The following is a 13,114-nucleotide window of genomic DNA, read 5'->3' as shown; positions in this document are numbered from 1 at the left end:
ACCTTATACATCGCCTTAACGGAGCTATGGATCGCCTCGTAAGCGTCGCTTTTGTACCTTTGCTTAGTCATCGTCGTTCTCCGCATGGCGCCCTGGCAATCGAACCGTTGGAATGCATGGACAGCAAGGCAGTTTGGTTGCAAGCTGGGCGGTGGTTCACGAAAAGTGAATCAGTCTCAAAAATCTGAATCGTGTAAGCTATTGAAAAGCTGGAATGTGTCCCGCCAAGAAAAACGGTCAGCCGACAACGGTCTTTCCTGGAATGGCTACGATAGCGCTGGTGCATCCCACTGACGCTTTTAAGCCTGCGGGCGCAAACCTGGCGCTGCCCGGTAGAAGATCACCCGCACCGACGGAACAAGCTGACTGAGGTAATCGAAATCGCCAACATTGCCAGTCAGGACCGTCGCCCCGAGCATACCGGCCTGGTGAAAGATCAGCGCATCGTTGAGGAAGCGGCGTTCATGCCCCTTCCCTTTCGGCAGATGGCTCAGCCGGAACAACAGGCCGGCCAGCATGCCGGCGCGTCCCCAAGCGGTGGCGTCGGGTGCATGCAGCCGGTGCGCCGGAATATCCTCGATCGTATCCGCAACGGCTCCCAGGACCGACTTCGTCGTCGGGTGCGCCGGGTCGAGCCGGCCGAACACGTGGCTGAGCTCGGCAAGGCAGACGGCCGAGTGGTGACAGAGCCGATACGTCAGAAGGTTATCGACCGCTTCTGGCGTACGTCCCTGCAGGACATCCAGATAGACGCTGGTGTCGAGGAGCAATACGCCGCCGACAGGCGGCTGGTCACCTGCCCAGGACAGGGCGGAATCTGGTCGCCGTTCCAGCCCTGCCCTACGCCGCTGTGGTTTTAGTGACCGCAGTGCGCCGCCTAGATCAAATGCCAAGATCGATGTCCGCGGAGATGCTGCCCTTGCGGCCGACGAGCCGGGCGCCAAAATCATCCTCCAGGGCCAGCCGCGACAAGGCGAGCTCAAGCAGTTCGGTGTCGGAGGTCACATGGGCGCGCTTCTTTGCCGCCTCGATCAATTCCGACGGCACCCTGCCGGAAAGGCGTGTGTTCTTGGCCGCGCCAAGCAGGCCGACCGCCCTCGCCTGCTCAAGCACCAGACGGTTGCGGGTCTGGGCAATCCGCTCCTCGCTTGCGGCTGTCGCTGCGCCACGTATGGCCATCTTGGGATCTCCATCTGTTGAACGGAATATAAAGGATGTTGAACATGAAAGCAAGGGGAGACCCCCCTGAGAGGCCATCCCTGGATCGGAAAGGCCCGTTGCGCTCCCGCTGATGCGATACCAGGACCGGAGCGGAGGCAATTCCCGCAGCTATTCCGTCACACAGCTCGCGGTGGACAATTCCGGACTTTGGCCGCACCTTCGCTCGCAAGAATCGCATTGCTGCGACATTAGAATGGACGAGGCTGGATGGGCAAAGCCCGTAATTTGATAGTGTCCACCGACGCAATTGACGCCGATGACCTGCCGGACATTGTCGACGTCGTCATGGAGATGGGGCGGCCGGATGAAGGCCCCTCCCCTCCCCCGCCGGTCCTTGACCCGCGACAGACATCGTTGCCTACGCATCTCGAAAAGCTCGCTGACCGTGCGCGCGATTATGTCGAGGCAGCAAGTTCGGCGAACACCCGTCGCGCCTACGCAGCCGACTGGAAGCATTTCTGCGCCTGGTGCCGGCGCCAGTCTTTTGATCCATCGCGGCCGGACCCGCAGACCGTCGGCCTCTATATCACCGCGCAGGCTTCGGGCACTGGAAGGGACAAAAAGGCGGTGGCGACGATCGAGCGCCGCCTGTCATCCCTGACCTGGAACTACACGCAGCGCGGCCAAGCGCTTGACCGGAAGGACCGTCATATTGCCACCGTGCTCGCCGGCATCCGCAACACGCACGCCGCCCCGCCCCGTCAGAAGGAGGCCGTACTGCGCGACGATCTTGTTGCCATGCTGGAGACGCTCGACCGCGGCACGCTGCGTGGCCTGCGTGACCGCGCCATGCTGCTTTTGGGCTTCGCAGGCGGCTTGCGCCGCTCCGAAATCGTCGGCCTCGATCTTGCCCGCGATCAAACCGAGGATGGCCGCGGCTGGGTCGAGGTGCTCGACAAAGGTGTTCTTGTGACACTGCGCGGCAAGACCGGCTGGCGCGAGGTCGAGATCGGCCGCGGTTCGTCCGACGCCACCTGCCCGGTTGTCGCGCTCGAGACCTGGCTGAGGTTTGCCCGCATCGCGCATGGCCCCTTGTTCCGCCGTGTTACCGGTCAGGGTAAAACGGTCGGCGTCGATCGGCTCAACGATCAGGAGGTGGCCCGGTTGGTCAAGCGCACGGCCTTGGCCGCCGGCGTGCGCGGCGATCTCTCCAAGGGCGAGCGGGGACAGAAGTTTTCCGGACATTCACTGCGCGCTGGCCTAGCTTCCTCTGCCGAGGTTGATGAGCGTTATGTGCAGAAGCAGCTTGGCCACGCCAGCGCCGAGATGACCCGCAAGTACCAGCGGCGTCGCGACCGTTTCCGGATCAACCTCACTAAGGCGTCCGGGCTCTGAAAAGCCCTATCTTTCCCCATTGAGCGAACTCGACACCATTACTCCGTCCTCCCACTTGGCGCTTATCGTGAGGCAACGGACTGATGAGTGCTGCCCCCTCTCCTCCGACGAGCTATCACCTCGAACGCTTTGCTTAGCGTCTTCAAGGGAGGTGAAAGACAACATGGCGCTTTGCAATGTGGGGTCAGAACGCGGTCGAGTCTGATCTGCAAATACTCGTCATAGGCTCAGAGTGTCGTGATCACTTGCCAAGCACCGGTGCGGAGCGCCTTAGGAAGCCGATAAGAACTGGGCGTGACGCCTGGGTAAGCAGGATTTGTGCTTGGATGGTAGGTTTGTCCGCAGACAAAATCGCCGAATTGTGCAGCATATTCAGTTGCATGAATCATATTATTGAGCCCAGTTCCGCAGTCGTTAAGCTTTTGTTAACTTTAAATTTCTTGCCCGGGCGAACGAATCGGACATAATGACGGTTGCTTGGCGCTTTTACGTCAAAAATCGTTTTTAGAGAGTCTCGATCGAATGAACGTGAACTCGCCCGTTCCTACAAAGATCCCGCTGCTGTTCGAGAAAAGCATCCTCGATCAGGGCGACCAAATATCGAAGAAGTTGCACCTGCTTTCGATGCAGCGCTTCCCTCCCCACGCGAAGAAAAATCTTCGTTCGTTCTCGCTGGCGGAGGTTGCCACGTATCTGGGGGTTTCCCAGAGCCATCTGAAGAAACTGCATCTTGAAGGAAAGGGACCGGTGCCTGAAACCTCGACGTCGGGCAGACGTTCGTACACTGCTGAACAGATGCTTGAGCTGCGCCAGTATCTGGACCAGTACGGTCGATCTGACGCCCGCATGTATGTTCCCCATCGGCGGGCCAGCGAGAAGCTTCAGATTTTAGCTGTGGTTAATTTCAAGGGAGGCAGCGGGAAGACCACTACAGCTGCCCACCTCGCCCAATACCTTGCGCTTACCGGTCACCGTGTCCTAGCGGTCGATCTCGATCCGCAGGCGTCGCTTTCTTCATTGCATGGGTTCCAGCCTGAACTCGACCAGACGAAATCCCTTTACGACGCGATTCGTTATGACGACGAGAGGGTGCCTCTCTCCGAGATCATCAAGCCGACGAATTTCCCGGGCTTGGACATCGTCCCAGCGAACCTAGAGCTCCAGGAATTCGAATACGACACGCCTCTGGCAATGACTGACAAGTCTTCGAATGCGGGCAGGGCGTTTTTCACACGCATCTCGAAGGCATTGATGGAGGTCGACGATCGCTACGATGTCATAGTTATCGATTGTCCGCCGCAGCTTGGCTACCTGACGATCACTGCACTGACCGCGGCGACTTCAGTGTTGATCACGATCCATCCGCAGATGCTCGATGTGATGAGCATGGGCCAGTTTCTGCTGATGCTCGGGAACATCCTGGAGCCGATCAGAGCGGCCGGTGCCGAGGTGAATCTGGAGTGGTATCGCTACCTTGTTACTCGATTCGAACCTACGGACCAGCCGCAAGCGCAGATGGTGGCATTCCTGCATACGCTGTTCGGCGAATTCATCCTAAAGAACCAGATGCTGAAATCAACGGCGATTTCCGATGCGGGGATTACCAAGCAGACCCTCTACGAAGTCGAAAAGAATGCGATGACCCGGTCCACATACGAGCGGGCAATGGAAGCCTTGGACGTCGTTAATGGCGAAATCGTAGCTTTGATTCATGAAGCATGGGGGCGCTGACTTGTCTGCTGACAAAAGTGCACCTTTTCCAAATGTATTCAACGGCCTACGCTGCCTGGAGGTAAAATATGGCACGTAAGAATCTTCTTTCTGGCCTCGTAGAAACGGAAGCCGGCGAGCGGGAGTCATCTACCGCGGCTGCAGCATATCCGATCCGCGGAGCGTCAAAATCCATGATCCGTTCGGTCAACGAGTTGGCAAAGCAAGCGGATGCGTATCTTGAGGGCGAGCATGTCGTGGAACTCGACCCAAGCGCAGTCGACGGCTCGTTCGTTTCCGACCGCATGGGCGACGACCAGGAGCAGTACCAAGAGCTGCTGGAAGCTATTCGGGAAAGGGGGCAGGATTCTCCCATACTTGTCCGTCCGCATCCAGGCTCCGACGGCCGCTACATGATTGTCTTCGGCCACCGCAGAGTCCGAGTCGCTCGTGAGCTGGGACGGAAGGTAAGGGCAGTCGTCAAGGAGATCGACGACAGGGCCCATGTAATTGCCCAGGGTCAGGAGAATTCCGCTCGTGCAAATCTTAGCTTCATCGAGAAGGCGATGTTCGCAAAGCGTCTTGAGGATTTGGGGTACGACAGAGATGTGATCTCGTCAGCATTGGCCTCGAACGCCGCTGCGGTATCAAAGATGGTATCAGTCGTCTCAAGAATTCCGGCGTCTGTGATCGGCAAGATTGGATCCGCTACGTCTGTGGGCCGCGAGCGGTGGGTTGAGCTGTCTCTCCTCGCCGGCAAGAAATTCGAAATGGTTAATGCAATCTTGTCCGAACCAGAATTCGGTGAGTTGGAAAGCAACGAACGTTTCGAAAGGCTGCTGGGAGCCCTGAATGCGAAGGGGAAGCCGGTTCGCAAGGTAGGTCTGAAGTCCCAAGTACAATCCTGGGTCCCGGAGGACAAAGCAGTTAGCGTCAGCGTTAAGAAGGCAGGCAAGGCCATCACGATCGCCGTGAAGGAGATGGACGGCAGCCGCTTTGGTACGTGGATTTCCGATAATCTGAGCAACCTCTATGAGGCGTTCAGAAAGTCGGAGCAGACCTCAACAGGAGACTGAAACCGCAAAAGAAAAAGGCCCCCGAACGTCACCGTCGCGGAAGCCCTTCTCGTCTGTCGCAAGCTGAGAATCGCATTTCCCCGAATCACTGTCAAGAGTCGTGGCGCCGTTTTGGCGAGCAGATTTCTTTTGCCTAATCGAAGGTGAAAGAAAATGGACACGGGTATTGCAACGACGCCCTTTGGGCGGCGGCCGATGTCGCTTGCCATGCTGGCAGCGCAAAACGATTCACGTGAAATCCCCAAGGGCAGGGTCGTCGACAAGTGGCAGATCTACCGCAACCTCTGCGAAGGCAAGAGCATCGTCGGCATCGGCGATCGTGCTCTGGCCGTCCTGAATGCGTTGTTATCTTTCTATCCTGACAGTGAGTTGAGTGAGGAGAACGATCTCATCGTCTTTCCCTCAAACGCTCAGCTGTCGCTCAGGGCGCACGGGATGCCTGATGCCACGCTCCGGCGGCACCTGGCGGCTCTTGTTGACTGCGGGCTGATCACCCGTCGGGATAGCCCGAACGGCAAGCGTTACGCCCGCAAGGGCAGGGGAGGGGAGATCGAGGAAGCATTTGGCTTCTCCCTGGCGCCGCTGCTGGCCCGTGCTTACGAATTCCAGGCGGCGGCCGAGCGTGTTCGCGCCGACAACAGGGCGCTCAGGCTTATGCGCGAGCGGATCACCTTGCACCGCCGTGACATCCATAAGCTGATAGAGGCGGCCCTTGATGAAGACGTCCCTGGCGACTGGGGAGGCCTGTGGAAGCGCTTCCGCGGCGTTGTGGAGGCAATTCCTCGCCGAGCTTGCATTGCCGAGATCGAGCCCATCGTCGCCGATCTGGCCGCCTTGCGTGAGGATGTGGATAAGCTGCTGGAAATTCATATGAAATCTACGAATCCGAGCGGCAATGACTCTCAAAACGAGCGGCAGCAATCTGATTCAAATACCGACTCTATTTTTGAATTTGAACCTGCTTTAGAGAAAAGCGGGGCGACGGCCGAGCCCAGGACGAGGACCGCAGAGGCGCCGAAAACATACCCACTAGGGATGGTGCTGAAGGCTTGCCCCGAAATTGCGGATTATGCCGTCGACGGGATCGGCAATTGGCGCGATCTCATGATAACGGCCGCCCAGGTGCGGGGATATCTGGGCGTTTCGCCGTCTGCGTATGAGGAGGCGTGCCATGTGATGGGCCAAGAGATCGCGGCGATCGTGATTGCCTGCATTCTGCAAAGGGCGCAGCACATCAACTCGGCCGGCGGCTATTTGCGGGTACTGACCGAAAAGGCGACGTCAGGGCAGTTCTCTGTCGGGCCGATGCTGATGGCGGCGCTCAAGGCGAACGGCGCCATGGCGAAGATGACGGGATGACGATCGCCGATCCCGCAGCTTGTCGCTTTGCGCCCAGCTCAAAGCCAATGCGGCCTTTTGGGCCTTTGTTTTCGTCGACCGGCAGCAGTCTTGGTGGTTGTCCGCGCGTCTGACCGACAAGGCACAAGGGTGGGACAGTATTCCGAGAGTCTTGTTTCTAAGCATACGATGCTGGCACTGCTCAATTATCGAGGTGGCGTCAGCGCCCCACCGCTTGGCGCCAAAAGGTCGTCAAACAGGCCAAAGACTTGCTATGAGGGCCATTTGCTGCATGTATCTGAAACAGCTGCGGCCAGTGCGGTCGGCCAGCGGACAGGTAGACACTTACGGCAAGGAAACACCTTTATGGCGACTGGAACGGTAAAGTGGTTCAACGCGACCAAGGGCTTTGGCTTCATTCAACCCGACGGTGGTGGACAGGACGTGTTTGTCCATATTTCTGCTGTCGAGCGCGCTGGCCTATCGACGCTTGCTGACGGCCAGAAGGTCAACTACGAGATAGAACAGGATCGGCGGACCGGTAAATCGTCTGCCGGCAACCTGAGCAAAGCTGGCTGAACCAGGCACTCAAATTGGCAATCGCATCAAGCACGCAAGCTTCAGTGCACCAAGAGGACATGTCTGGTGGCCTACCGGCATGTTGTTGAAGTGTCACCTTTGCTGACCCATATGCGCGGTGCGTCGGATGTTTCCTCCCATTCGTCCGGCGCGTTCCCCTCTGGAGGTTTTAACCTTCATGCCTGGCCGGACCTTGGTCCGGCCTTTTTCTTGCGCGCGAGAAACGGGTAAACTGAGGTGACGAGGCCCGGCGGTGATTGCGCGATCTCGCAGCCAGAATTGGGCAGCATCGCGTTGCCACTTCATCGGTGAATTGAGAACCATGCTCAGAGCGGTTAAGCCGATGGCTTATATTCGCCAGCCCGGCTGGCGAAGACTGACCTAAGGCCGTTTCTCGGCCTGCCATTCTCTCCGGTCATTCGAAGGACAATGGCARTTCGCCGCCTGCTTTTGCCGATATTTTCACAAGAGATGTAGAAGAATTGACTATTCTGCAGGCTTGTCGAAGACCATGGGCAACCCGCGTGTCGATGCCATCTCGACCACCAGTTCTTCGATAGCTTGGTCGGAAAGGCGGGTCTGCAGTATCGTACGAATCCGCTTGACCAGTTCGTGCACCGGCAAAGGCAAGAGATCCTCGGCATCATCGATAAGCCGACTGACTTCGATCACAACGTCAGCATCGATGTCGCTCGGCAAATTTCGCATATGCCATCTCCGATCGAGGTAAATATTGCCGGTCTACCTGCCCGTTGTCGAGAGGCGCGATGTTTCGCTTCGACCTCAGTCGCTGCGTAGGATTTTCGCTTCTAACGCCGCTACAACGAAGGCCCGTCTCGCTACCGGCGGCTGAGCTTCACCACGCAGAACCTGAAGACATGCATCCATGGCCAGTTTTCGCTTGTTCGTCTGATGAGGGAAACTCCGCAGCAGGATCGCCGCTGCGTCGTTCACATCGAATATGATGCGCTCACGGTCATGCCGGCCAACTTGCACCACCACGGGCCGGACGAACCTGCTCGACATGCAATTACACTCTCAATTCCTACCGTGACACGGTCTTCGCTATCATGACGTTGGGTCAATTTATACATTTGTGGCTAGGGCCAGAACAGAACTGACGGTTGCCCAATCTCAAGACAAGTTGCCTGCCGAATTTCGGCAGGAAGCACAGCGAATTCCGACGTGTCCGGAAGGTGAAGCGGCGCCTGGTCTTAGGCTCGGGCTTTCCTGGACGGTGCCAGCCTTGAGGGGGCCGCTGCTGCAGTGGCGACGCTGCTAGTGGCGCGCGGGTGCCGGGAGAGAAAGAGGGCGGGCGGGGTGCGGTGGCGGGTAAAGGTCGGGAGAGAGTCTCCCGGCGTCCGCCGAGGAGCTACAACCATGACCCAAATGGAAATTCTTGCGCCTAAGCGCAACGAGCATGCCGGATACAAGGTCGACCTCAACCGCGGCCAGCGTATTGGCCGCGTGTCGTCAGAATGGTTCAACCGGCCGGCGGATGAGCGATACCTGTCGCTCAACGACCTTGGAAATGCGGTGAAGAGCCGGTCGGAGCGCAGCAAGACCCGCATCGTCGAAAGTGAGCTGATCCGCGTCGAGGCCAGCCGCGACGATCCGGAGCGGCTGAGGCTAATGTTGCCCGATGCGCCTGGCCCTGTTGCCCCCACGCATTGGAGTTTTGGCCAACTCGCCTCCTTGGTCGGCGCACCGGCTACCTATCTGCGGCAGCTTCCGGCCCCGCTCGCGGCGATAAACCTTCAGCATGGTCTCCTCAACCACCGCGTCGAACAGGTGAAGACGCTGGAAATCGAGAACGGACGCCTTGAGTTGCGGGCGGTAACAGGCCCTGATTACGGCAGAATATTTGACTCAGAACTGGTCGACGCCGTGCAAAAGATCGCCGGCAACGGTACCGGCGACACCCGCTGGAAGGTGCCCGGTGTGCTCGACTGGTCGACAGGTATCTACAATCCGCACGTCGACATCTCCCGCGATACCACGACGCTCTACGCGTCAGACCGCGATGTCTTTGTGTTCCTCGTCGACGATCTGAACCCGATCCAGGCCGGACGGCTGCCAAATGGGGAACCGGATCTCTATTTCCGCGGCTTCTACTGCTGGAATTCCGAGGTCGGAGCCCGCACCCTCGGGATCGCCAGCTTCTATCTGCGCGCGGTTTGTCAGAATCGCAATTTGTGGGGCGTGGAAGATTTCGAGGAAATCACCATCCGCCATTCAAAATACGCGGCCTCCCGTTTCGCACTGGAAGCCGAGCCGGCCCTGATCCAGTTTGCCGATTCCTCCCCCATGCCGTTCGTCAACGGCATCAAGACGGCGCGGCAAAGGATCGTGGCCCGAGATGACGAAGACCGCCAAAACTTCCTGCGCAAGCGCGGCTTCTCCAAGTCCGAGACCACGAAGATCATCGATACTGTTCTCATGGAGGAAGGCCGACCACCGGAATCGATCTTTGATTTCGTGCAGGGCATCACGCGGATCGCGCGTGACAAGCCGCATCAGGATGTCCGCCTGGACATGGAGGGCAAAGCCAAGAAACTTCTCGATTTCGCGGCCTGATCCTCCGCAGGCTGGCTACGAAAACTCTCGCCTCCGGGCCGTCTCCATCAATTCCAGCGCGGTCCTCCTAAGCAGGGGGACGGCGCTTTTTTTCGTGGATAGAACCCGGTGCCCAACATGCTGGAGGCCCCTCGGGCGGCTCGGTCGCGTCGAGATCCGCGAGCCGGGGCCAGGTCGGCGTGAGGCCGGGAGGCAGWGGGGGGAGGGGAGGGTTTTTGACGGGCTTGGAGGTTCGGGGAGAGGCCCCGGGCCGCCCGTCATGGAGAACCTGACCATGGCAAAGAACGCCATTCAGAAGATCGCGATGAACGCCGCGGAGAACATTCCCTATGACAAGCTGATGCTGTCGCAGAAAAATGTCCGGCGCATCAAGGACGGCGTGTCGATTGAGCAGCTGGCCGAAGACATCGGACGGCGAAAGCTGATCCAGAGTCTGAACGTCCGTCCCGTGCTCGACGGTGAGGGCGAGGAGACCGGCACGTTCGAGGTGCCCGCCGGCGGCCGGCGTTACCTCGCGCTCGCCATCCTCATCAAGCAGAAGCGCCTGGCGAAGAACGAGCCAATCCCCTGCATCGTCAACCGCGGGCAGGAGACCTCGGCCGAGGAGGATTCGCTTGCCGAAAACCTGCGGCGCGCCGACCTCCATCCRCTCGACCAGTTTCGGGCCTTCAAGACGCTCAGCGATCAGGGCCTCGATCCAGACGAGATCGGTGCCCGCTTCTTCGTATCGCCGGCCACGGTGAGGCAGCGCCTGCGGCTGGCCACGGTGTCACCGAAACTTCTCGATCTCTACGAGAAGGACGAAATCCGGCTCGAACAGATCATGGCGTTTTCGATCTCGGACGATCACGTACGCCAGGAGCAGGTCTGGGAGCGGATTGCCAGCTCGCACACGCAGGAACCCTACTACATAAGACGCCTGCTGACAGAGACCACGGTGCAGGCCGATGATCGCCGGGCCGTCTATGTCGGTGCCGAAGCCTATGAGGCAGCCGGCGGCGTCATTCTGCGCGACCTGTTCGAGCAGGATTCCGGCGGCTGGTTCCAGGATGCCGCACTCCTAGAGCAGCTTGTCTTCGACAGGCTGAAGGGGGATGCCGAGGCGATCCGTGCCGAAGGCTGGAAATGGGTGGAGGCGGCGATCAGCTTTCCCTATGGCCACACCTCCGGCATGCGGCGCATCTACGCCGAGGCGCAGGAGCTCAGCGCCGAGGAGATCGAACGCTACGACGCGCTGAAGGCCGAATACGACAAGCTGGATGCGGACTATGCCAACGCCGAGGATGCCGACGAAGCAATCGAGGCGAAGCTCGACCAGCTGGGTGCCGAGCTCGATGCGATCGATGATCGTCCTCAAAGCTACGATCCCGCCCAGAAGGCGATTGCCGGTGCGTTCGTTACGCTTGCCGCGAACGGCAAGCTCCAGGTCGATGCCGGTTTCGTGCGGTCCGAGGACGAGCCGCGGACCGAGACCAGCGACGTCGATGAGGGCGAGGAAGGGAGCGCCGACGGCGGAACCCGATCCAATGGCGACGATGACGGCGGTGGTGTTGTCGTCAACGGCCAGCCGGTGAACGACGCCTCTAGCGACGACGGCGAGGACGATGGCATCAAGCCACTGCCTGATCGGCTCGTCTTCGATCTGACCGCGCAGCGCACGCTGGCGCTACGCAGCGCGCTCGCCGACGACGTCGATATCGCCATCATCGCCGCACTCCATGCCTTCGTCCTGCAGGTCTTCTATCGCTTCGCGCCGAACACGTGCCTGGAGATCAGCATGAAGAGCGGCAGCTTCAGCCAGGTTGACGGTCTTGCCGAGACCTCCTGGGCCAAGGAAATCGCCGAGCGGCACGAAGCCTGGGACCGCGATTTGCCCGATGAGGCGGAAGGCCTGTGGGACTTCCTTCTCGGCCTCGATGAAGCAAGCCGCAAGGCGCTGTTCGCGCACTGCGTCTCGCTGACCCTTAATGCGGTGGTCGAACCCTGGAACAGGCGAGCGAAGGCGCTCGAGCATGCAGACGTGCTTGGCCGCTCGCTCCAGTTCGACATGGTCGACGCCGGCTGGACGCCCACGGTCGAGTTCCTCGGGAGGCTCACCAAGGCGCGGATTCTACAGGCTGTCCGTGAAGCGCGTGGCGCAGACTCCGCGCAGCTGATCGACCACATGAAGAAAGACATCATGGCCCGTGAAGCTGCCCGTCTTCTCGAAGGCTCGAACTGGCTGCCAGAGCCGCTGCGCGTTGAGGTCGATGAAGTGTCTGCCGATGCTGGCGACGCGGTTGCCGGCGACATGTCGGACGAGGCAGCCCTCGACGGCGATGCCGCCGAGCTGCCGGCCTTCCTCGCCGACGATGCGGATCCGTCCTCCGATGAGCCGGTGACCATCGACGGCGACGAAACGGACCACCTCCAGGCCGCCGAATAGTCGGCCTCCCGCTCCCACCGATCAGTTCCAACTCACTCTCAAGCCCGGGATCGCCATAGCGCGCCCGGGCGTTTTTGTTTCATGGAGATCGACATGTTCGACTGGAAAAGWTCCTGCTCCTACGACGAGCAGCAGAAGAGACGTTTCCACACCACAGCCCGTTCACGCCTGAAGAAACTCGCCGCTGAATTAAACTTGCCATCGGGCAGCTTTGACCTGCGCTCAAACAAGGCGGGCATCGCCGTTTGCGGTGAAATAACCCTGCACCATGACCGTGCCTATATCCAGGTCGGCCAGTTCGGACTGTCCTCCGGTCACGGCATCCTGATCAGGACCTGCAAGGGCCGTAAGGACTATATCGGCGGGGCCAACCACTTCGTCGTAGTCAGCATGCTGGGCGACATTCCGGCGCTCGCCGCCGCCGTCCGTGCCATAACCGGGGTTGGTCGAGACGCTTCGTGTTCCTCCGAACGACGCGCCGCCTAAACCCCTGCAAACCCCATCATCGCCAGTGCACGTGCCGGCCGCGGGCTCCGCCCGTCGCCAGCCGCAACACACAAGCAGTTGCCATGGCGCGGTGATGCCGCGCGTGGCCGAGCTGCGTTCAGGAGAACCTCATGACCGCACATCCACCCTTCAGGAAGGTGCTCGACGGCGTCGCCACTCGCGAGCAGATGTTCCAACTGTTCGGCCGACACAAAGACACTCCCGGCATCGATCCGCTTTCCGGCACTCCCTATTCAGCCGAGTGGTTCGAGATCAACGCGTCAGAATATCACTTCATGCTCGATTTGCTGCCGCCGCTCTTCATGCGCACCGGCATGTTCGGAATGTCTGAGTATAAGGCCGGCWA

The 13,114-nt window shown here is 59.6% G+C and carries 13 protein-coding genes; 9 read left to right on the top strand and 4 right to left on the bottom strand.

Annotated features, from left to right (window positions below):
- Positions 1–299: 299 nt before the first annotated feature.
- Positions 300–893, bottom strand: a complete 594-nt coding sequence (locus tag AC1D0N_RS31545) for a type II toxin-antitoxin system VapC family toxin (RefSeq protein WP_477250499.1) — start codon at positions 891–893, stop codon at positions 300–302.
- Positions 883–1,179 (bottom strand): hypothetical protein, encoded by a 297-nt coding sequence (locus tag AC1D0N_RS31540; protein ID WP_477250498.1) that lies wholly within the window; start codon positions 1,177–1,179, stop codon positions 883–885. Before AC1D0N_RS31540 ends, AC1D0N_RS31545 begins: the two co-directional genes overlap by 11 nt.
- A gap of 249 nt (positions 1,180–1,428) precedes the next feature.
- Between AC1D0N_RS31540 and AC1D0N_RS31535 the strand changes: the two genes are divergently transcribed.
- From AC1D0N_RS31535 to AC1D0N_RS31515, 5 genes are all read left to right on the top strand, one after another.
- Positions 1,429–2,556, top strand: a complete 1,128-nt coding sequence (locus tag AC1D0N_RS31535; RefSeq protein WP_477250496.1) for a site-specific integrase — start codon at positions 1,429–1,431, stop codon at positions 2,554–2,556.
- A gap of 522 nt (positions 2,557–3,078) precedes the next feature.
- Positions 3,079–4,287 (top strand): plasmid partitioning protein RepA, encoded by a 1,209-nt coding sequence (repA, locus tag AC1D0N_RS31530; RefSeq protein ID WP_477250495.1) that lies wholly within the window; start codon positions 3,079–3,081, stop codon positions 4,285–4,287.
- Positions 4,288–4,355: 68 nt separating this feature from the next.
- Complete coding sequence (gene repB, locus AC1D0N_RS31525; RefSeq protein WP_477250493.1) at positions 4,356–5,342, top strand: plasmid partitioning protein RepB; 987 nt, start codon at positions 4,356–4,358, stop codon at positions 5,340–5,342.
- Between the two features lie 153 nt (positions 5,343–5,495).
- A complete protein-coding gene (repC, locus tag AC1D0N_RS31520) occupies positions 5,496–6,701 on the top strand; it encodes a plasmid replication protein RepC (protein ID WP_477250491.1) in 1,206 nt (401 codons plus the stop codon).
- Positions 6,702–7,046: 345 nt separating this feature from the next.
- Entirely contained in the window at positions 7,047–7,259 is a 213-nt protein-coding gene (locus AC1D0N_RS31515; protein WP_057143290.1) for a cold-shock protein, read from the top strand.
- A 486-nt stretch (positions 7,260–7,745) separates the two neighbouring features.
- Here AC1D0N_RS31515 and AC1D0N_RS31510 read toward each other — a convergent pair whose 3' ends face one another.
- Together AC1D0N_RS31510 and AC1D0N_RS31505 are read right to left on the bottom strand one after the other, a co-directional pair.
- Positions 7,746–7,967 (bottom strand): hypothetical protein, encoded by a 222-nt coding sequence (locus AC1D0N_RS31510; RefSeq protein WP_111543961.1) that lies wholly within the window; start codon positions 7,965–7,967, stop codon positions 7,746–7,748.
- Between the two features lie 75 nt (positions 7,968–8,042).
- Positions 8,043–8,285: a DUF982 domain-containing protein gene (locus tag AC1D0N_RS31505; RefSeq protein WP_477250488.1), complete on the bottom strand. Its 243-nt coding sequence runs from the start codon at positions 8,283–8,285 to the stop codon at positions 8,043–8,045.
- Positions 8,286–8,639: 354 nt separating this feature from the next.
- Between AC1D0N_RS31505 and AC1D0N_RS31500 the strand changes: the two genes are divergently transcribed.
- The 4 genes from AC1D0N_RS31500 to AC1D0N_RS31485 form a co-directional block, all read left to right on the top strand.
- Complete coding sequence (locus AC1D0N_RS31500) at positions 8,640–9,836, top strand: DUF932 domain-containing protein (protein WP_477250486.1); 1,197 nt, start codon at positions 8,640–8,642, stop codon at positions 9,834–9,836.
- Positions 9,837–10,110: 274 nt separating this feature from the next.
- Positions 10,111–12,261, top strand: a complete 2,151-nt coding sequence (locus tag AC1D0N_RS31495) for a ParB/RepB/Spo0J family partition protein (protein ID WP_477250484.1) — start codon at positions 10,111–10,113, stop codon at positions 12,259–12,261.
- A gap of 93 nt (positions 12,262–12,354) precedes the next feature.
- Positions 12,355–12,747, top strand: a complete 393-nt coding sequence (locus tag AC1D0N_RS31490) for a hypothetical protein (RefSeq protein WP_477250482.1) — start codon at positions 12,355–12,357, stop codon at positions 12,745–12,747.
- Between the two features lie 131 nt (positions 12,748–12,878).
- Positions 12,879–13,114 (top strand): DUF1419 domain-containing protein (locus AC1D0N_RS31485; protein ID WP_477250480.1); only part of this gene is annotated, 236 nt, incomplete at its 3' end.

Source organism: Mesorhizobium sp. P2_E10 (assembly GCF_056404235.1).
Note: the sequence above shows the minus strand (reverse complement) of the source record. Positions and strands in the feature narration are given on the sequence as shown.